This is a genomic window from Pseudomonas sp. BN515 (genome assembly GCF_029873155.1).
Taxonomy (GTDB): domain Bacteria; phylum Pseudomonadota; class Gammaproteobacteria; order Pseudomonadales; family Pseudomonadaceae; genus Metapseudomonas.
Genome location: NZ_SSOH01000014.1, coordinates 12585 through 30411 on the forward strand (window position 1 = coordinate 12585; position 17827 = coordinate 30411).

At 62.8% G+C, this 17827-nt stretch carries 17 protein-coding genes and 1 pseudogene; 9 read left to right on the forward strand and 9 right to left on the reverse strand.

Annotation, left to right across the window (positions count from 1 at the left end):
- Positions 1 to 64 precede the first annotated feature (64 nt).
- Together E8E91_RS02710 and lpdA are read left to right on the forward strand one after the other, a co-directional pair.
- On the forward strand, positions 65 to 946 hold the full coding sequence (locus tag E8E91_RS02710) for a pseudouridine synthase (RefSeq protein ID WP_280374488.1): 882 nt from the start codon (positions 65 to 67) through the stop codon (positions 944 to 946).
- A 149-nt stretch (positions 947 to 1095) separates the two neighbouring features.
- A complete protein-coding gene (gene lpdA / locus E8E91_RS02715; RefSeq protein ID WP_280374489.1) occupies positions 1096 to 2496 on the forward strand; it encodes a dihydrolipoyl dehydrogenase in 1401 nt (466 codons plus the stop codon).
- 456 nt (positions 2497 to 2952) lie between these two features.
- On the opposite strand, the pseudogene E8E91_RS02720 reads toward lpdA, so the two are convergent.
- The 3 genes and pseudogenes from E8E91_RS02720 to E8E91_RS02730 form a co-directional block, all read right to left on the reverse strand.
- Positions 2953 to 4312 (reverse strand): annotated as a pseudogene (locus E8E91_RS02720) (IS1182 family transposase).
- A 130-nt stretch (positions 4313 to 4442) separates the two neighbouring features.
- On the reverse strand, positions 4443 to 5003 hold the full coding sequence (locus E8E91_RS02725) for a flavin reductase family protein (RefSeq protein WP_280374490.1): 561 nt from the start codon (positions 5001 to 5003) through the stop codon (positions 4443 to 4445).
- Positions 5004 to 5013: 10 nt separating this feature from the next.
- Positions 5014 to 5223, reverse strand: coding sequence for a hypothetical protein (locus E8E91_RS02730; RefSeq protein ID WP_280374491.1), 210 nt, complete (start codon positions 5221 to 5223; stop codon positions 5014 to 5016).
- A 247-nt stretch (positions 5224 to 5470) separates the two neighbouring features.
- Between E8E91_RS02730 and E8E91_RS02735 the strand changes: the two genes are divergently transcribed.
- Entirely contained in the window at positions 5471 to 6313 is an 843-nt protein-coding gene (locus E8E91_RS02735) for an ROK family protein (RefSeq protein ID WP_280374492.1), read from the forward strand.
- Between the two features lie 422 nt (positions 6314 to 6735).
- Complete coding sequence (locus E8E91_RS02740) at positions 6736 to 7203, forward strand: BRO family protein (RefSeq protein WP_280374493.1); 468 nt, start codon at positions 6736 to 6738, stop codon at positions 7201 to 7203.
- A gap of 200 nt (positions 7204 to 7403) precedes the next feature.
- On the opposite strand, the gene E8E91_RS02745 is transcribed toward E8E91_RS02740, so the two are convergent.
- Together E8E91_RS02745 and E8E91_RS02750 are read right to left on the reverse strand one after the other, a co-directional pair.
- On the reverse strand, positions 7404 to 7898 hold the full coding sequence (locus E8E91_RS02745; RefSeq protein WP_280374494.1) for a hypothetical protein: 495 nt from the start codon (positions 7896 to 7898) through the stop codon (positions 7404 to 7406).
- Between the two features lie 9 nt (positions 7899 to 7907).
- Positions 7908 to 9995 (reverse strand): multicopper oxidase domain-containing protein, encoded by a 2088-nt coding sequence (locus E8E91_RS02750; protein WP_280374495.1) that lies wholly within the window; start codon positions 9993 to 9995, stop codon positions 7908 to 7910.
- Between the two features lie 713 nt (positions 9996 to 10708).
- On the opposite strand from E8E91_RS02750, the gene E8E91_RS02755 reads away from it, so the two are divergent.
- Entirely contained in the window at positions 10709 to 10996 is a 288-nt protein-coding gene (locus E8E91_RS02755; RefSeq protein WP_280374496.1) for a hypothetical protein, read from the forward strand.
- A 300-nt stretch (positions 10997 to 11296) separates the two neighbouring features.
- On the opposite strand, the gene E8E91_RS02760 is transcribed toward E8E91_RS02755, so the two are convergent.
- The 3 genes from E8E91_RS02760 to E8E91_RS02770 all read right to left on the reverse strand — a co-directional run bounded on the left by E8E91_RS02760 (position 11297) and on the right by E8E91_RS02770 (position 13385).
- A complete protein-coding gene (locus E8E91_RS02760) occupies positions 11297 to 11986 on the reverse strand; it encodes a GNAT family N-acetyltransferase (RefSeq protein WP_280374497.1) in 690 nt (229 codons plus the stop codon).
- A gap of 152 nt (positions 11987 to 12138) precedes the next feature.
- Positions 12139 to 12882, reverse strand: a complete 744-nt coding sequence (locus E8E91_RS02765) for an anti-sigma factor (RefSeq protein ID WP_280374498.1) — start codon at positions 12880 to 12882, stop codon at positions 12139 to 12141.
- Positions 12879 to 13385, reverse strand: a complete 507-nt coding sequence (locus E8E91_RS02770; protein WP_280374499.1) for a sigma-70 family RNA polymerase sigma factor — start codon at positions 13383 to 13385, stop codon at positions 12879 to 12881. The genes E8E91_RS02765 and E8E91_RS02770 overlap by 4 nt, the downstream gene beginning before the upstream one ends.
- Before the next feature lie 139 nt (positions 13386 to 13524).
- Here E8E91_RS02770 and E8E91_RS02775 point away from each other — a divergent pair, with 139 nt between their 5' ends.
- Genes E8E91_RS02775 through E8E91_RS02785 form a run of 3 tightly spaced genes read left to right on the forward strand, consistent with a single transcriptional unit; the run spans position 13525 to position 15442 of the window.
- On the forward strand, positions 13525 to 14583 hold the full coding sequence (locus E8E91_RS02775) for a catalase family peroxidase (protein WP_280374500.1): 1059 nt from the start codon (positions 13525 to 13527) through the stop codon (positions 14581 to 14583).
- Positions 14580 to 15140, forward strand: a complete 561-nt coding sequence (locus E8E91_RS02780; protein WP_280374501.1) for a cytochrome b/b6 domain-containing protein — start codon at positions 14580 to 14582, stop codon at positions 15138 to 15140. The genes E8E91_RS02775 and E8E91_RS02780 overlap by 4 nt, the downstream gene beginning before the upstream one ends.
- Positions 15141 to 15187: 47 nt before the next feature.
- Positions 15188 to 15442: a DUF2790 domain-containing protein gene (locus E8E91_RS02785; protein WP_190834084.1), complete on the forward strand. Its 255-nt coding sequence runs from the start codon at positions 15188 to 15190 to the stop codon at positions 15440 to 15442.
- Between the two features lie 135 nt (positions 15443 to 15577).
- Here E8E91_RS02785 and E8E91_RS02790 read toward each other — a convergent pair whose 3' ends face one another.
- Positions 15578 to 16564 carry a magnesium transporter CorA family protein gene (locus E8E91_RS02790; RefSeq protein ID WP_190834086.1) on the reverse strand — a complete coding sequence of 329 codons (987 nt, stop codon included), beginning with the start codon at positions 16562 to 16564 and terminating at the stop codon, positions 15578 to 15580.
- A 129-nt stretch (positions 16565 to 16693) separates the two neighbouring features.
- Here E8E91_RS02790 and E8E91_RS02795 point away from each other — a divergent pair, with 129 nt between their 5' ends.
- On the forward strand, positions 16694 to 17794 hold the full coding sequence (locus E8E91_RS02795; protein WP_280374502.1) for a 2OG-Fe(II) oxygenase: 1101 nt from the start codon (positions 16694 to 16696) through the stop codon (positions 17792 to 17794).
- Positions 17795 to 17827 lie beyond the last annotated feature (33 nt).

Sequence of the window (17827 nt, forward strand, 5' to 3'; positions counted from 1 at the left end):
CCTTTGACTCCGGTCAGTCAGCTGCGGCCTAATGCCCCGCTCCTGAAACCTGCCGAAACACTCCATGCCCCGCACCCCGAGCATACGCCCCAGCACCCTCCACCTGCCCCAGGGTAATTGGAGCACGGTGCTCGACTGCCTCTGCGACCGCTTCCCTGCCATTGCACGCGAAACCTGGCAGGAGCGCATGGAGACCGGCAAGGTGACCGACGGCGAGGGTAATCCGCTCAGCCCGGCGCATCCCTATCAGGCGGCGATGCGGGTGCACTACTTCCGCGAGGTGAAGGGCGAGAGGGCCATTCCCTTCGAGGAAACCGTGCTGCATGTCGATGAGCACCTGGTGGTGGCCGACAAGCCGCACTTCCTGCCGGTGATGCCGGCCGGCGAGTACGTCGAGGAAACCCTGCAGGCGCGCCTCACCCGGCGTCTGGGTAATCCGCACCTGGTGCCGTTGCATCGCATCGACCGCCACACCGCCGGTCTCGTGCTGTTCTCCGCCAACCCGGCCAGCCGCAACATCTACCACGCGCTGTTTCGCGACCGCGAGATTCACAAGCGCTACGAGGCCATCGCCCCTGCCCTGCCCCATCTGGCGTTTCCGCTGCTGCGGGAAACCCGCCTCGGCAAGGGCGAGCCGTTCTTTCGCATGCAGGAAATCGAGGGCGAGCCCAATACCCGCACCCGTCTGGATGTACTGGAAAAAAACGGCGACCTTTGGCGCTACGACCTTGAACCCATCACCGGCAAGCAGCACCAGTTGCGGGTGCACCTGGCGTCCCTCGGCGCGGCCATCTGCAACGACGGGTTCTACCCGGAACTGACCGACAAGGGCGGACCTGACGACTATGGCCGCCCCCTGAAGCTGCTGGCCCGCAGCCTCGAATTCGATGACCCCATCAGCGGCGAATCGCGCCGCTTCGACAGCCGCCTGCGCCTGGACTGGTAACTCCACACCCCGCCGCGACCCTTGACGGCGGATATGACGGCAATAATATTACAGTCGTAATTCAAGCAGGATATTGCCTGGCTGGAAGGCTCGCGGTTGTCCACTAGGCTTCTGCATTCCCCTTACGACTTTTGCATCGAGGTGAACTCATGAGCGCATACGACGTGGTAGTGATCGGCGGTGGGCCGGGCGGCTACAACGCGGCGATCAAGGCTGGCCAGCTGGGCATGAAGGTGGCCTGCGTCGAAGGCCGGGAAACCCTGGGCGGCACCTGCCTGAACGTCGGCTGCATGCCCTCCAAGGCCCTGCTGCATGCCTCCGAACTCTATGAGGCGGCGTCCGGCAAGGAGTTCGCCACCCTGGGCATCCAGGTCAAGCCCAAGCTCGACCTGGCGCAGATGATGGCGCAGAAGGCCGAGAGCGTGACCGCCCTGACCAAGGGCATCGAGTTCCTCTTCCGCAAGAACAAGGTGGAATGGGTCAAGGGCTGGGGCCGCATCGACGGCGCCGGCAAGGTCGTGGTGACGGCCGCCGACGGTCAGCAGCAGATCCTGGAAACCCGCCACATCGTCATCGCCACCGGCTCTGAACCCACGCCGCTGCCTGGGGTGACCATCGACAACAAACGCATCCTCGACTCCACCGGCGCCCTGTCGCTGCCGGAGGTGCCCAAGCATCTGGTGGTGATCGGCGCCGGCGTGATCGGCCTGGAGCTGGGCTCGGTCTGGCGCCGTCTGGGGGCCCAGGTGACGGTAGTGGAATACCTCGGCCGCATCTGCCCCGGCCTGGACGATGAAACCGCCAAGACCCTGCAACGCGCCCTGACCAAACAGGGCATGACCTTCAAGCTCGGCTCCAAGGTCACCAGCGCCAAGTCCGGCAAGGCCGGTGTGGAACTGTCCATCGAACCCGCCGCCGGCGGCCTGGCGGAAACCCTCAAGGCCGACTACGTGCTGGTAGCCATCGGCCGCCGCCCCTACACCGAAGGCCTCGGCCTGGAAACTGTCGGCCTGACCACCGACACCCGCGGCATGCTCGCCAACGAACGCCATCAGACGCTGGCTCCCAATGTCTGGGTCATCGGCGACGTCACCTCCGGCCCGATGCTCGCCCACAAGGCCGAAGACGAAGCCATCGTCTGCATCGAGCGCATCGCTGGCCAGGCGGCCGAGGTGAACTACAACGTCATCCCCAACGTGATCTACACCCGCCCGGAAGTGGCCAGCGTGGGCAAGAGCGAGGAACAGCTGAAGGCCGAAGGGCGCCCCTACCGTGTCGGCAAATTCCCCTTCACCGCCAACAGCCGAGCCAAGATCAACCACGAAACCGAAGGCTTCGTGAAGGTATTGGCGGACGAACGCACAGACGAAGTGCTGGGCGTTCACATGGTCGGCCCGAGCGTCAGCGAGATGATCGGCGAGTACTGCGTGGCCATGGAATTCTCCGCCTCGGCCGAAGACATCGCCCTCATCTGCCACCCCCACCCAACCCGCTCCGAAGCCCTGCGCCAGGCCGCGATGGATGTGCACGGAGCAGCGATGCAGGCCTGATCCCGAGAGATGCCTGAACCTGTGGGAGCGAATTCATTCTCGAACGAATTCGCTCCCACATGGACTGGATACCATTCGACCCGCCTCAACGGCGGGTTCCATTTGCCCGCACATGACACCCACGCACTCCCGCAGGTTGGCGCAGAGTGAAGCGAAGCCCAACGATCGGCAGTCTGATCGAGGAAGACGTTGGTGTTGGCAGGCGGGTTAGCGAGAAAGACCGCAACTGAAGGTGGAAGTGGGGAGCAGATCGCTGCGTTGAAGCCTGTGGTTAGGAATTAGGTCTGCTTTCGGCCGATTGTGTTGAAAAAGGCGGTTCTGCGACAGCCAGTCGGCCAGGTGCGCCAGCTTTCGAGGTGGCTGCAAGCCACTTCAAGTTGCCTTTCGGCGTTTCACTGAGCCACCGGGCTCAGGTTTGCGGGTTAATTCGAGGGTTTCTGCTCGCAGCAGGCGTACCTATCCCGTGATCGGTGGCCCGTGAGGCATGAGCTTGGCCATGCGTCGCAGGTTTTGCACCGTCGCGGCCAAGGTGAATTCGTCGGTGGCGCCGGTCAGGCCACGCAGCCGTAAACGGTCGAGTTTCATGATCCGTTTGAGGTGGGCGAACAGCATCTCCACCTTCTTGCGCTCGCAGCGAGAGACGAGGTACTCCGGTGTCTTGGCGATGCGTCGAGCCACGTCGCGAGCCGCCTCATGGATACTGCGGACGATCTTCCGATTCGGCGTATTGGGACAGCACTTGGCTTTCAGCGGGCAGGTGGCGCAGTCGGCTTGGCTGGAGCGGTAGATGATGGTGTTGGCCTTGGTCACCCGGGTTCTCGGTTGGGTGAAGGCGCGCCATTCACTGCGTAGCGGTTTGCCGGCTGGGCAGCGGTATTCCTTGGCCTCCTGATTCCAGTGAAAGTCGTTGCTGGAGAGACTGTCGTCCTTGCGTTCGGTCTTGTCCCACACCGGCACATGCGGCGCGATGTTCTTCTCTTCGACCATCCAGGCCAGCATCGGGGCCGTGCCATAGGCGGTATCGCCGATCAGGCGTTCCGGTGTGAGGTCGAAGTGCGCTTCGACGCGCTCGACCATCGTTTTGGTCGACTCGACTTCGGCAGTCCGATGCGCCGGGGTGGCTTCCACATCCAGGATCACGCCGTGCTCGGTGTCGATCAGGTAATTCGTGGAGTAGGCAAAGTAGGCCGGGCCACCTAGCGCGGCGGTCCACCGGGACTGCGGATCGGTGAGTGAAATTTTCTTGGGCAGGGCTTCGGCCAGCGCCTCTTCATCAAGGGCTTCGAGGTACTCGCGCACGGCGCGGCTGCTGAGCGCCGGATCGCGCCAGTCGACCTCATCGCCCGCTACGCCACGTTGCCGGCTGGCATCCGCCTTGATGATGCTGGCGTCGACGGCGAAGCCTTCGCCCTTGATCAGCCCAGCGGTCATGCAGCGCCGGAGCACCTCATTGAACAACCAGCGGAACAGGCCGCTGTCACGGAAGCGGCCGTGGCGATTCTTCGAGAAGGTCGAGTGATTGGGCACTTCGTCTTCCAGGCCCAGGCGGCAGAACCAACGATAGGCCAGGTTCAGGTGCACCTCTTCACACAACCGCCGCTCGGAACGGATGCCGTAGCAGTAGCCGACCACCAGCATGCGCACCATCAACTCCGGATCAATCGATGGGACTGTAGAAGTCGGCCAGGTGAGCACGCAGGTCACTGAGATCCAGGCACTGATCGATGCTGCGCAGGAGGTGTTGGACTGGGACGTGCTCTTCCAGGTTGAACGAGTAGAACAGGCGCGCCTGTCCTCCCGGTAACTGCCCCATCATGCTGCCTGCCCCCATGCTCACTGAGCGTGCGATTCTGCCGGCGGCATGGGGCGGCAGCTACTTTTTCAACAGAATCGGCCAGAAGCGGTCATTCCTCAAAAACTCACAACTGCAAGCCTCGGCAATGACTTCAGCTGAGGCTGAACGGAGCACCTGTTGGGTAGAACGTGCCTCCCCCGGAGTAGTTAATCGTGCGCAGCTCTTCATTCGGGAAATACCAGCGACCGTTGCTGAACGCTCGCCCGTCTGCATACGCAGCCACGACTTCAGCAATGAACAGGTCATAGCGTTTCTGTATGTGCGGCTCCTGAATTACACGGCACTCCAGATACGCCAGAGAGTCGGGGACGATAGGCGCCTGGATCACCTTGGCACGTGCCTCGCCAATACCGAAGCGGGCGAGTTTGTCGACCTCCCTCCCGCTGAACGAGCCCACTGCTAAAGTCACTTCCGCCTGCACGCGAGAGGGCAGGTTGAGCACGAAGCTGCCTGAACCCTCCAGCAGCGGGCGGCTGAAAGTGCTGCCATCTAAAACCAGCAATACCTTCGGTGGATCGAAGTCCAGCGGCATGGCCCACGAGGCAGCCATCATGTTGCGCACGCCACCATGCTCGAAAGTTACCAGTGAGGTGGGACCGTGATTGAGGAGGCGGTCGGCGGATTTGGCCAACTGAAGGTCTTTCAGGTGCATTATCTGTTACTTACTCAAAGAGTTCGGCAATAAAGGCGCTGGCGACTTCGAGGTAACGATCAATGTCCGCCTCGGAATGAGCGAATGATACTTGCGGCCCAGCAGAAAGAATTCCGTCCCACACCCCTCGATTGGCCATGAACAGACGCCGGCAATCGATGAATGCCGCATCCATTGACAGGTTGGCTTCAGCGCCGTTGCGCGGCAGCTGTGGCGTCAAGCAATATCCCGAATGCGGACCAAGCTCGAAGGCGCACCAAGGTAGATCATGGCGGGATCTGCAGATATGGCTGGCCATGCAAGAAGATCAGCGCCAGCGCATCGGCTGACGCCGACTATTCGACTTCCTGGATGATCGATTGCCGCAACGTATGAAGATTGCGTAGAGGCCAAAACTAAGTCTGCTGCTGGTCTAGCCAGCTTAGTTAGAAGCGCATGAGGGATTAAGTAGATCTACTGAGGTAACCATGAAAACTCTTCCCTTTCAATCAGCTGTCGGAGTAGATCTTGGAGGTACCAAGCTATTAATTAGATACCGGAATCATTCGTTCCGATTTGATACAGGACCGATGTTCGGTGCGGCCGATCTCACTAAGATATTGAAGAGTTTTATCGATGCGCACACAGAGCCAGGATGTGTTATTGGCATAGCGATACCGGGTCTAATCGAGAATGACTCAGTTGCTGCTTGTGATGTTTTGCCGGGACTTATTGGATGGAGTGCGAGGACTCTACTTGATTCCCGAATTAGCAGAATTTCATTAGTGAACGATGCGAAGGCAGCACTTCACGCTACTGCACTTGACTTACCGATCGACAGCACAGCCATCGCAGTCATGGCCGGTACTGCTATAGGTTGCGGCATTATGGTCAACGGGCACCAGCTTCTAGGAGCACATGGTTGGGCAGGCGAGCTAGGATACTGGCCGATACAGACATCGGTCTCGCAGTGGCTCAGGCTTGATGAGGTTGCCGGCGGGCGCTATATGGCCAATCGGCTTGGTGTCGATGGTAACCAATTGGCCCTGTTAGGCCATCAAGGCAATCAAGCCGCATTAGATGTGATTTCTCAAGGTGGCCACGCCCTCGGCGGTGTTCTCGGAGGATTAATTAATTTATTCAATCCTCATAGGCTCTCAGTTGGAGGAGGCGCACTCTGGCTTCCTGGGTATTGGACTGAAGCACAAGCTCAAATTGACGCCTTGGCCATTCCAAGTATGTTAGCTGGCTGTGAGATCCGGACGGTTCATGATGTGGAAGACCTAGTAGCCATGGGGGCCGCGCAAATCGCAGTGAAGACTCTTTGCTAATTCATGAATCGCCCTTGCTTGTGTAGCAACTCCCACTCGGCGACTGCCTCTGGCTGATTGCTACCGCTTGCAGGTGCCAACTATGGGTCATAAGCCGCCCCATAGCTAATCCCCTCCCCTTGCCCTCCCGCGTCCCCATCCCTATCCTGCCCCGGCCACGGTCAATCCCGTGGCCGGGTTTGGCGACCCAGTAGCAACAGGCGCGATTGCGCCACAAGGTGCATGCGAAAAACGGCGAACGTTTTTTGCAGGCCTTTGCACATGTGCAGCTTTTAGTTGCACCGTTTCATGGCAGATCGCGCGGGGAGACCCTCGGGTCTGCCGGCTCCTGTTGCCCGGTTCGCCAACCCCGCGCGGTCTGCCACCCTTCGTTTGGCGACGTCTGGTGGCAGCTCCTCAATCCAAGCAACAGGAGTTCCACCATGCACGACGCATACACCCCCAACGTTTTCTATCACCACGCCCAACGGCTGCACGCCGTGATGATCGACAACCAGCCCTGGTTCGTCGCCCACGATTTTGCCGAGCTGATGGGCATCCGCAATTCCCGCCGCTTGCTTCAGGCCCTGGAGCGTTTCGAGAAGCGCACCGTCTTGCTCGCGTATACCGACGACTTCCACGAAGAAGTGGACGCCATCAGCGATGCCGGTGCCTACAAGGCGCTGTTTCGCTTCGCCCGGCCCACGTCTGCCGAGATCAGCCGCTGGCTGAGCGAGGTCCTGGTGCCGACGCTGCACGACTATCACCGGGTCCCGAGTGCCGAACCGCGACGGGCCTTTATCAGCTGGGCCAGCCGGCAGCTGGGTGTGGTGAGTTGGCAGCGGGAGTTGTGGGTGGCCTGGCGGGATTTGCCGGTCTTTATCGAAGACGGCAAGGAGGTGTCGGCATGAGCATCGATCACGAACAACGCCGACTGCAGGCGCTGGTGACTCGCCTGGACGCGCGACTGCATACGACCCAGGTGATTGCCGAAATCATCCTGGACAACTCGGCGCTGCGGGACGGTATTCCCCGCACTGCTGTGAGATCGAGAAAGGCGATCCGCACCGAAGCAACGGATCGCCCCCCTCAAACCTCTATCCCCCCTTTCCTAGAGCCCCGGCGTGGAGAAGCTGGCGCTAGCAGCGATCAACTGGCCCTGGCCTACGTTGTAGGTCAATTGAAAAGTGGCCAGCACCGACTCCGTGGCCGCAGACTTCTTGGCGTTCGCTGGCGAGATGGGGAACGTCAGCTCCACCACGTCGCTCGCGATGAGTAAACGGAGCACCTGGTTCTCGCCATGAACCAGAAAGAGCGTCCCGCTCTGCTGGCCGACGCCGGTCGCCTCGATAAAGTCGATGAGCAGGAATACCCCCGGCGGCGCGCCCGGGTCGTCATCGACGAACGCGGTGGAGATGATGCGCGCGACCCCGTTGATGTCGATGTCCTCGGTTTTGCCTGCCAAGGTGCCGGCGATGGGGACCGTCCGCACATCCGTGCGACGTTCGAAGCTGCGCGAGGAGGCCGCACTACTGGACTCCAGGACTGCCACCAACCCGGCGAATGCCAGCAGCGCTGGCGGAATTCTTCCATGCAGGATGTTCATGCTGTGCTCCTATCGAAAGGCCGTCGGCAGGACCTCGGTCGGGTCCACGAAGCGCACTCCCTGAGGTGTCGGGATCGGCGTTGGCAGCGGACGCAGGAACGCGCCACCGGCGTCGTCGATTTCCCAACGCAGAAGCATGGCGTTGTCTTCGTGGGTGGTGTTGTGACAGTGCTCCATGAACATCCCGCCGAAATCCCGGAACTGCATGGTGAGGGTGACGCTGGTACCCGGGTGCAGGCGATAGACATCCTTGCGGCCGCGTTCCCAGGCCGGGACGTTGTCTGGCCGGCCGTTGCGAGCGAGGATCTGGCCCTCTTCGAAATGGATATGAATCGGGTGGTCCCAGCCCGCACCGCCGTTCCTCAGCGTCCATATCTCGCGAGTGCCAAAGCGAGGGGCCGCCGAGATGCGGCCAAAGTCCGCGTCAAGCTTGCCGCCGCCATCGGTCCCGATGCCCCATGGACCAACGAACGACGAGATGGGGTCGCTGGAGGTCTGGGTGGCGCCACGACCGAATACGAAGGTGCGCTCGGCTGCCACCGGGATCTTCGTCAGGTCCGGGTTCTGGATCAGTTGGTCCGGTACCTGGCTGACATCGGGCCGAGCCGGATCGCGAACGATGCGGAACTCCAGGAAGCGACCGACGCACGGGTCGGTGGACGCGCCCGACATCGCATCGCGCAGCGAGAGGTCCTGAATGGGCCTACGGCCGTTTTCGTGCTCGGCGAGATTGACCATCCAGACCTTGCTCCCGATGGAATAACGGGAGAAGTCGATGACGATGTCGTAGCGCTCGGCGATGCCCATTTCGTCGAGGGTCGTGAGCGTCACCGGAGTTGGCAGCAGGTTACCGTCATTGGCGATCTGGACCATCGGCGAGGCGTCGCTCAGGGCCAGCTTGAAGAAGCGAGCCACCGCCGCGTTGAGGATGCGGAAGCGGTACTTGCGCCGCTCCACTTCGAAGAACGGCTTGTAGACCAGGTTCACCGTCATCACATCGCCAAGGAATCCGTCGAAGTCGAAGATATCCATCGCCAGTTGGCCGTCCTGGTCCCAGGCCTTGTCCGCGAGCATCAGGTTCACGTCGTAGTCGAGATTGCCGTACGACTTGGCCGAGCCACTGGGCAGGCGCAGGTTCACGCCGTCGTCGATCTCCTCGTTACCGCGATCGAGGCTGCTGTAGATGTTGAACATCCCGGCGTTGCCCTTGTACACGTTTTGCGAGGTGAAGCTGAACATGTGGTCGTGGAACCAGTGGGTGCTCATGGTTTCGTGGTAGTCACCCTGCAGGTTTTCGATACCACCGGCATCGTTGGGCGAACCGCAACGCGGGTCGTTGGCGCCCTGGTTGATGCTGAAGTAGCCGCCGTGGCAGATCGGGTAGTGGTAGTCGTAGAACTCGCCGGGGAAGAAATAGGCTCCGGTGAATCCGTCGTTCTCCGCGCCGTGGTGACCGTTGTGCTCGTGGGTGGTGATGGTGTGAATACCGAAGCCGCCGTTCTGCGTCGGGTCCTCCGGCAGGCGGTTGTGGTGCCGCAACAGGATGTGCTCGTGGTATCGGCCGACCAGCAGCTTGGGCGGCAGGGTGCCGTTGAAGGTCCATAACGCCAGCGGCCCCTGGTCCGGCAAGTCGGGGTGGAACGCCGGGCGCAGTGCGTGCGCCGGGTCGATCCCGGAGTTCAGTTCCGAAGGCACGCCGGGGTTGTAGACGGTGTTGGGCTTGGCACCTTCCTGGGTGACCTCGACCGTCACCTTGGGTGGAAAATCGTTCCAGTGCTGGTGGGCCCAGATCGGTCCCGGTGGCCGCCCCTCGATGGGGCCGGTGCCGCCACCCAACACGGCGGGCACCGGTTGCTGCGTGGTGTTGGCCTGTTCGGTCGGGTCAGGGCCTGGCGTTCCCGGGAACGCCGGAATGGGATTCATCACGCCCGCTCCGAAGGTGAATGCCTTGCGGGGCAGTACATCGAAGCGTGGCATCGGTTGGGTGAAAGGTTGCACGCCGAACAGCGGGCTGGGTGACAACCCCGTGGGGATGCCTAACGTCGTCGCATAGGCGCTGCTGGAGAAGGGAGTCAAGCCGTGTACGGGAACCAGCAAGCCACTGGAAGTCGCCAGGCCCCATTTGATGAAGTCGCGTCGAGTGACTTCCCCTTTTGATAAGGCAGTTGCCAGTTCCGCGAAATTCCTACTCGCAATTTCTGCTTCGCGCAGCCGTGCCCTTGACGCATCTTTCGGAAGGTACATCAGCCACTCCTCGCCATAGACCCCTGTAATCAAATTGTCAGGGAACGAAATCGGCGAAGGGCGCCAAAGAGTTGGAAACTACGTGAATAGCTAACGGTTTCGCGAAGCGGGAACCAAGCGTAGCGCTGTCACGGGTATGAGCGTGACGAGTGGTAGAGCCGAGACGGATCCTGTTGCGGCTTTCACCTTCTCCATCCAATGGAAATACTTTGTTACAACTCCTCCGATACTGTCAATCGGCCATCTGACAGCTATCAGTCTGATTGCGCCTTATGGAGCAAGGTTGATCGCAGATGGCGATATCGAGATTGCTCCTGTATCGCTGGCCTTACTAAAGCCTTGGAACGACCCTCCACCGTTCGGCGAGCACATCCGATGAAGCCGACTAACACCTGACCACCCTGCCCTTTCCGAACAGCACAGGGTGCCCCGGGCCGTATGCGTTATTGCGCCGCTGACCGGTCAATAGGTAATCGCCCCCTGCTCGCAGCGGCCTGACACAGGAATCAGTTTGATCGCCTCCGGCCGCTGGCTGTCTAAGAAGTGATACTCCTCTGGAGAACATCATGAAAAAGCCCACCCAACAGCACGCTGCAGGCCTGGTGATGGCCAAGGAAGTCGTCACCCGAGAAGGCACGTGCGTCAGTGATCTGCCAGCGATGCTCGAAACATTGATCAACGAAGCAATCGCCTCACCCGTTGGCCGCCCGGCACTCATGGAATTGTTCGACCTGGTCAGAGAACTCAGGAAAGCCGGCGCCACCACCTCACCCAGCCTGCACAAGACTGAATACGAAAGAGGCATAGGATTCGCCCTGGTCCTGGTCCTGAAGCGGATCAAGGCGCTGCGGTGACTCACGACTGACGGGTGAATGCTCGGCATCAGGGCCCTCTCGGCCAGGTGAGCAAATCCGAGAAAGTGAAACCGTGGATGATGCCGCCCGAAATGAAAGCGCCTCCGACAGAGGTTCAACCTGCCAGAGGCGCCGATGCCCCCTAAGAGGGTGGGGCACCCATCAGCCTAGACGTCCACCTGAAGACTGCCGCCCCATCCATTGCCCCAGTATCACCACCCATCTATCCGGGCCTGAAATGAAGTTGCTGGTGACGCCTGCCGGGCAAGGAGTTTGAGTACCTGTCAGCCCCTTTGGTGGTCAGTGAATCGTAGGGAAGCGCTCTTTCACCAATGCCTGAGCCTGATGGGCCATATGATCGAGCAGGCGGTCGCGTTTGTTCTCGGCCTCGCTCATGGCCTTCTTGCCGTGTTGCTGCACCAGGTAGGCGTGGATCTGCCGCACTTCCTTGGATTGGAATATCGGGGTCAGATCCTGCACCGCCACCATGCCGTCCGAGCGGTGGTCGCGGGTGTTCAGCAGCACGTGCGGCCCCTGCACTGCCAGTACCTGAAACCCCATCGATTCAAAGGTAGGCACCTTGTTCGCCACGCAGGCCAGTTCAACGTGGGGCCGATGCTTGACCATCCGCTGCAACATCGCTCGGGCAATACCGCGTCGGCGGTGGCTGGCCTTGACGGCGATATAGGCGAGAGTGCAGGCCTCGGCATCATCCTGGCTCGGCAGATACAGGGCAAAACCCAGCACCTGGGAGGGATCTTCATCATCCAGGGCCAGGATCAACCGCGCAGTGCTATCCAGAGAGCTGTCCATGGCCTGCAGATACAGATGTACCTCGTAGCCAATCACGTACTGATACAACTGATAGAGCGGATTGCTAGGCGTCAGCGACACCGGGCTGATGTCGCTGAAATAGTCCACCACCATTTGTAGAACCTGGCTCTTCAGGGATTCGGGCGGCGATGTGTCCAGGTTTGCAAGGGTGAACATTCGAAGCTGGCTCCGGGTATGCCCGATCCGGAGGGATCAGCGCTGGCGCCATTGTAACGCCCGCGAGCACCGAGCGTTCCCACCGACACTCGCATGGGCCGCCCCCACAGACGAGCGTGGACCGCATTGCGGACCTGAACGTCGGACGCCCCTCAAAACGCCAACGCCCGCCCCAGCACGTCGCCGCGCGGGTCCCCTTCCCTGCTCACCAGGGCGTAGTTGTAGCCATTCCTGGACCAGTACCTGGCCTCCAGCTCGCCGTCCCGGCGCTGGCCCTGCTTCATGCTCGGGTACAGCGAGCCCGGCGCGCGCAGATACAGGCTGACCCGTTGTCCCTGGTTGTCTTCGAACAGGAGCAACGCCGCTGCGCCCTGTTCGGTCACCAGCCAGCGGCCACCTACCGGGGTGAAGCCGTAGGGGCTGAGGTCGGGTATCCGCGCTGCATGGCTGAAGCGCTGATCCAGCCACGCCTGGAGTTCGCCGGGCTGCCTGGCGCGGATGTCGACCACCGGGCTGGCGGCGAACAGGCGGTGAGCCTGGAGGGCATCCTGCATCGGTGGATTGGCCGCCAGCAGGCTCATGTCCCGCGCTTGCCAGCCGCCCAGGCCGCCCGCACCGAGCGCCAGGACGAAGGATGCCGCCAGGGCCAGGCGACGCTGCTTGCGCGCACGCAGTGAAGCCCGGATGGCCACCGGGTCGAGGCGCGGGTTGGGCGCCAGGCCCGGATTGGCCAGGGCCACGCGGAGCATCTGGGCATCCCGCCGCCAGGCCTCCACCCGTGCGGCCGCTTCCGGATTGGCCGCCAGATAGGCTTCCACCGCCTTGCTCTGCTCGGCGTCGAGCTGGCCGTCGAGGTAGGCGTGCAGGTCATCTTCGCTGGGATGGAATGCGTTCATTTGAGTACCCGCAGATGAGGGTTGGACATCTCGCCCTCGGCCAGCTCACGCAGCGCCTTGCGCGCGCGGGACAGCCTGGACATCACGGTGCCGATGGGAATGCCGAGGGTATCGGCGGCCTCTTTGTAGCTGAGCCCCTCCACGCTCACCAGGAGCAGGAGCGCGCGCTGCTCCGCCGGCAGCCGGCCGAACGCCTCGAGGGTGGCCTGGTTGACCACCAGCTCCTCAGTGGAGGGCGCTTCCTCGGTGCGGCCGCCGAATATTTCCAGCAGCCGCGCGTGGCGACGGGCCCGCCGCTGGCCGTCGAGGAACTGCCGGTAGAGGATGGCGAACAGCCAGGCGCGGAGGTTGCCGTCGCCCTTGCTGCTCCAGCGCGACAGCGCCCGCTCCAGCGTCGCCTGGACCAGGTCGTCGGCGCTGCTCGCATTGCGCGTCAGCCACAGCGCGAAACGTCGCAGCCTCTGTAATAACTCCCGCAGTTCCGCGTCTTCGATCATGTTCATAGCCAGGTGTTGTGCCGCTCTTGCCAAGGGTGCGACGGGAAGACGTGCGAGGCGGGATTTTATTCCCGACCGGGAATAAAGCCCCGGTACCTGCGTCTCACCGGCTCATGGACAAGGGCATTTCGCCCGGGAGTATCGCATGAGCAAGGCACCACCCAAGGGGATCGACCTGGCGGCACGGCTGGCCGTAATCGGCCTCGCCACTGGCGGACTGGCAGCCGCCTTCGCCTACGCCGGCGGCTGGATCGGCGGCGAGCACCTGACGCCGCAGCGGATCATCGACGCCTTCGAGGCCAACGCCGGCAAGTTCCCCGGCTACCGCAAGAACCACGCGAAAGGCATCTGCATTGCCGGCCACTTCGAGAGCAACGGCCAGGCTGCGCAACTGTCCCGCGCCTCCGTCTTCGCCCCCGGCACGGTGCCGGTGATCGGCCGCCTGGCCATCGGCGGCAGCAATCCCCATGCGCCGGATGCCGGCGTACCCACCCGCAGCATGGCGCTGCTGTTCCAGTTGCCCGGCGGCGAGCAGTGGCGCACCGGCATGAACACGCCACCGGTGCTGCCGGTGGCTACCCCGGAAGCCTTCTACGAGCAGGTACTGGCCGCCCGTCCCGATCCCGCCACCGGCAAGCCGGACCCGGCAAAGATGCAGGCCTTCTTCGCCGCCCATCCGGAAAGCGCCGCCTTCCGCCAGTGGTCGCAGAGCGCCAAGCCCAGCAACAGTTTTGCCAACGTCGCCTACAACGGCATCAACGCCTTCCGTCTGGTGGACGCTGCCGGCAATGGCCACTTCGTGCGCTGGTCGGTTCAACCGGAGACACCCTTCGAGCCCCTGGGCGCCGCCGGCACCGACGCGAATTTCCTCAGCCACGACCTGCAACAACGCCTGGCGCGGGGTCCATTGCGCTGGCACCTGATGCTGACCCTCGCCGAACCCGGCGACCCCACCCATGACGCGACCCGCCAGTGGCCGGCCGACCGCCGCCAGGTGGATGCCGGCACCCTGGTCGTGGAAAGCGCCGAGCCGCAGGACAGTGGCGCCTGCCGCGACATCAACTACGACCCGACGGTACTGCCCGACGGCATCCAGGTCTCGGACGACCCGATCCTCGCCGCACGTTCGGCCGCTTATGCCGTGTCCTACAACCGCCGCACCCGGGAAGGCGCACCCGGCACTGGGCAAGGAGTCCAGCAATGAACACCCCGACCCACTTCAGCCCGCTGCTGCGGGTCCTCCACTGGCTGATGGCGATCCTGCTGCTGGCCATGCTCTTCATCGGCGTCAGCATGGTGAGCGACCTGTCGCCGCGCCACAGCGCACTGGTGGCGCTGCACAAGCCGCTGGGCGTGACGTTGCTGGTCCTGGTGCTGATCCGCCTGGCCGTGCGCCTGACCCGTCCGGTGCCATCCCTGCCCAGCGACATGCCCTACTGGCAGCAACGTATCGCCAAGCTGTCCCACCTGCTGCTCTACGGCCTGATGATCGCCCTGCCCCTGGTGGGCTGGGCCATGCAGTCCGCTGGCGACTACCCGGTGGTGCTCCACGACTCCCTGTTGCTGCCGCCCATCGTCCCGCAGGACGCGCGGCTCTATGCCTCGCTGCGCGTGGCCCACACTGTACTGGCGTACCTGCTGTTCATCAGCATCCTGGCGCACCTGGCGGCGGCCCTCTACCACGCGCTCATCCGCAGGGATGGCGTGCTTTCGAGCATGACCACCGGCAGGGGCATCCGATCGATGCCTGACGGTCAGTAGACGCGGGCATTCCCCGCAAACCAACTCTCCAGCAGGAGAACCCCACCATGAAAACCCTAGTCGTCGCCTTGAGCCTCAGCCTTGCCTCCACCGTCACCCTGGCCGCCACGGACCAGAACGCACCGCCGGTCACCCAGTACGAGTACGGCGTGCACCTGGATATCGCGCGGGTGGTCCAGATGACCGACCTCACCACCTTCTGCGGCGTGGGGCCGGCGCGCATGACCTACGAGGACAGCCAGATGCAGACGAAGACCGTCGAGTACCTGGTCTGGGGCACCGGCTGCAAGAACGACTACTGAGGAGCTTTAGGTTGGTCTGAGCGCAACGAAGCCCAACAGCGCATCGTTGGGCTTCGCAGGCTCAGACCGGCGTGGCCCACACCAACCTACGAAACCCGGGCGCTCGCCGACGGTCCATGCGCGGCAAGCCCTGAATCAGAACCAGCCTTTCCACTTGAACCAGGCGTACGGCAGGATCGCCGACACCACCATCAGGCCCAGCGCCACCGGGTAGCCGAAGGCCCAGTCCAGCTCCGGCATGGACCTGAAGTTCATGCCATACACCGTGCCCACCAAGGTCGGCGGCAGGAAGAGCACGGCGGCGATGGAGAACACCTTGATGATGCTGTTCTGCTCGATGTCGATCAGCCCCAGGGTGGCGCTGAGCAGGAAGGCAATCTCGTCGAACATCTTCGCCACGTAGTCCACCAGGGAGCGGATGTCCCGCTCGATGGAGCGCGAACGGTCCAGGCCGGGCTCGCTCAGCCAGAGTTCCGACCAGGCGTTCGAATAGTCCAGCACCCGCCCCATGCTGATCAGGCTCTCGCGCAGCTTCACCAGGCCCGAGTTGTTGCGACCCAGGCGTTTGACCACCTGCTGCAGGTCGGTCCGGCTGCCCTTGCGCTGCGGCGCGGCACCACGCTCCTCGCTGAACACCGCACCGGACATCTCGTCCAGTTCGCGCTGCATGAGCTCCAGCATGTCGGCGATGTGATCCACCACGCTGCCGCACAGGGACAGGAAGATCTGCTCGCTGGAGGAGTGGGTTTCAGGCTCGCGGAGGAACTTGTCTTCCAGGTATTCGAAGAACGGCAGGTTGGCGTAGCGCACCGTTACCAGGTAGTCGGGCGCCACCACGAACATCACGTCGCTGGAGATCGGCCGCTGCTCGCGCAGGCCGCTCACCAGGGTGGCGTTCATGTAGAGGGTGCCGGCGTGCTGGTAGAGACGCGAGGTTTCCTCGATCTCGACGATGGCCTCGCGAGAGGGAATTTCCACCCCTAGCGACCGGCCGATGAAGGCCGCTTCTTCCGGTTCGGGGTCCATCAGGTCGATCCACAGGGTGGCCGGGGGAATGGCCACGCCGGGCTGGCCAGCGCTGGCGTGCAGGACGCCGCCATCCTGCGCGTAGTAGTGGATCATCCAGGTTGCTCCTTGGGCGTCTGGGAATGAGTAAAGCACCGGTCATGCCCTGCGAAGACGCGTCTGGCGGACCGGGAGGCACGCGTCCGGCAATTGGACTAGGTTCTGGTTAGGCGAACGGAGACCACCATGACCCAGCGCAACTCACCCGTGCCCCCGGGCGAAGCGGTGCCCTGGTTCACCAGCAGCACCCCCAGCCGCGAACGCTTCACCTTCGACACCACCGCCGGGCGCTACATCGTCCTGTGCTTCCTCGGCTCCTCCGCGGACCCGACGGCGGCGCGGGTGCTGACCGACCTGCTGGCCCGCCGCGAATGCTTCGACGACGACCAGGCGGCTTTCTTCGGTGTGACCGCCGACCCGCGCGACCGGGAACAACAGCGCGTGCGCGACCTGTTACCGGGCATCCGTTTCTTCTGGGACATGGACCGCAGCATCTGCAACCTGTTTGGCGTGCAGCGCGAGAACGGCGCCATCCGCCAGATGACCTACCTGCTCGACGCGCGCCTGCGGGTGATCGCCGTGCTGCCGATCCTGCCCGGCGGCGAAGGCCATATCGATACCCTCATCGCCCTGCTAAAGGCCCAGGAACCCATTCCGCCGGCCGCGCCCGCCCTGCCCCAGGCGCCGGTGCTGGTGGTGCCACGCATCTTCGAACCCGAACTGTGCAAGACGCTGATCGACTACTACGACCATCACGGCGGCGCCGACTCGGGCTACATGATCGAGCGCGACGGCAAGACGGTCGAAGTGGTCAAGTACGATCACAAGCGCCGCCGCGATTGCGCCCTCGAAGACCAGCAACTGTGCCAGTCCTGCATGCATCGCATCACCCTGCGGCTGGTCCCGGAGATCCAGAAGGCCTTTCAGTTCCATGCCACGCGCATGGAGCGCTACCTGGTGGCGTGCTACGACGCCAGCGAAGGCGGCCACTTCCGCCCCCACCGCGACAACACCACCAAGGGCACCGCACACCGCCGCTTCGCTGTTTCCCTGTTCCTCAACAGCGGCGAGTACGAAGGCGGCCAGCTGCGCTTTCCGGAGTTCGGCCGCAGCCTCTACAACGCACCAACCGGCGGCGCCGTGGTGTTCTCCTGTTCGCTGTTGCACGAGGCCACGCCCGTCACCTCCGGCCGCCGCTACATGTTCCTGCCCTTCCTCTATGACGAGGAAGCCAGGCGCATCCGCGAGGAAAACCAGCAGTACCTGGAAAGCTCGACTGAGCAATGACCGGCGGCCTGGCATATCATTCAGCGCCTCGCG

Excerpts from the sequence above, each read along its gene's own strand:
- E8E91_RS02710 (WP_280374488.1), top strand. The coding sequence starts at position 65 with ATGCCCCGCACCCCGAGCATACGCCCCAGCACCCTCCACCTGCCCCAG.
- lpdA (WP_280374489.1), top strand. The coding sequence starts at position 1,096 with ATGAGCGCATACGACGTGGTAGTGATCGGCGGTGGGCCGGGCGGCTAC.
- E8E91_RS02725 (WP_280374490.1), bottom strand. The coding sequence starts at position 5,003 with ATGCACCTGAAAGACCTTCAGTTGGCCAAATCCGCCGACCGCCTCCTC.
- E8E91_RS02735 (WP_280374492.1), top strand. The coding sequence starts at position 5,471 with ATGAAAACTCTTCCCTTTCAATCAGCTGTCGGAGTAGATCTTGGAGGT.
- E8E91_RS02740 (WP_280374493.1), top strand. The coding sequence starts at position 6,736 with ATGCACGACGCATACACCCCCAACGTTTTCTATCACCACGCCCAACGG.
- E8E91_RS02745 (WP_280374494.1), bottom strand. The coding sequence starts at position 7,898 with ATGAACATCCTGCATGGAAGAATTCCGCCAGCGCTGCTGGCATTCGCC.
- E8E91_RS02755 (WP_280374496.1), top strand. The coding sequence starts at position 10,709 with ATGAAAAAGCCCACCCAACAGCACGCTGCAGGCCTGGTGATGGCCAAG.
- E8E91_RS02760 (WP_280374497.1), bottom strand. The coding sequence starts at position 11,986 with ATGTTCACCCTTGCAAACCTGGACACATCGCCGCCCGAATCCCTGAAG.
- E8E91_RS02765 (WP_280374498.1), bottom strand. The coding sequence starts at position 12,882 with ATGAACGCATTCCATCCCAGCGAAGATGACCTGCACGCCTACCTCGAC.
- E8E91_RS02770 (WP_280374499.1), bottom strand. The coding sequence starts at position 13,385 with ATGAACATGATCGAAGACGCGGAACTGCGGGAGTTATTACAGAGGCTG.
- E8E91_RS02775 (WP_280374500.1), top strand. The coding sequence starts at position 13,525 with ATGAGCAAGGCACCACCCAAGGGGATCGACCTGGCGGCACGGCTGGCC.
- E8E91_RS02780 (WP_280374501.1), top strand. The coding sequence starts at position 14,580 with ATGAACACCCCGACCCACTTCAGCCCGCTGCTGCGGGTCCTCCACTGG.
- E8E91_RS02785 (WP_190834084.1), top strand. The coding sequence starts at position 15,188 with ATGAAAACCCTAGTCGTCGCCTTGAGCCTCAGCCTTGCCTCCACCGTC.
- E8E91_RS02790 (WP_190834086.1), bottom strand. The coding sequence starts at position 16,564 with ATGATCCACTACTACGCGCAGGATGGCGGCGTCCTGCACGCCAGCGCT.
- E8E91_RS02795 (WP_280374502.1), top strand. The coding sequence starts at position 16,694 with ATGACCCAGCGCAACTCACCCGTGCCCCCGGGCGAAGCGGTGCCCTGG.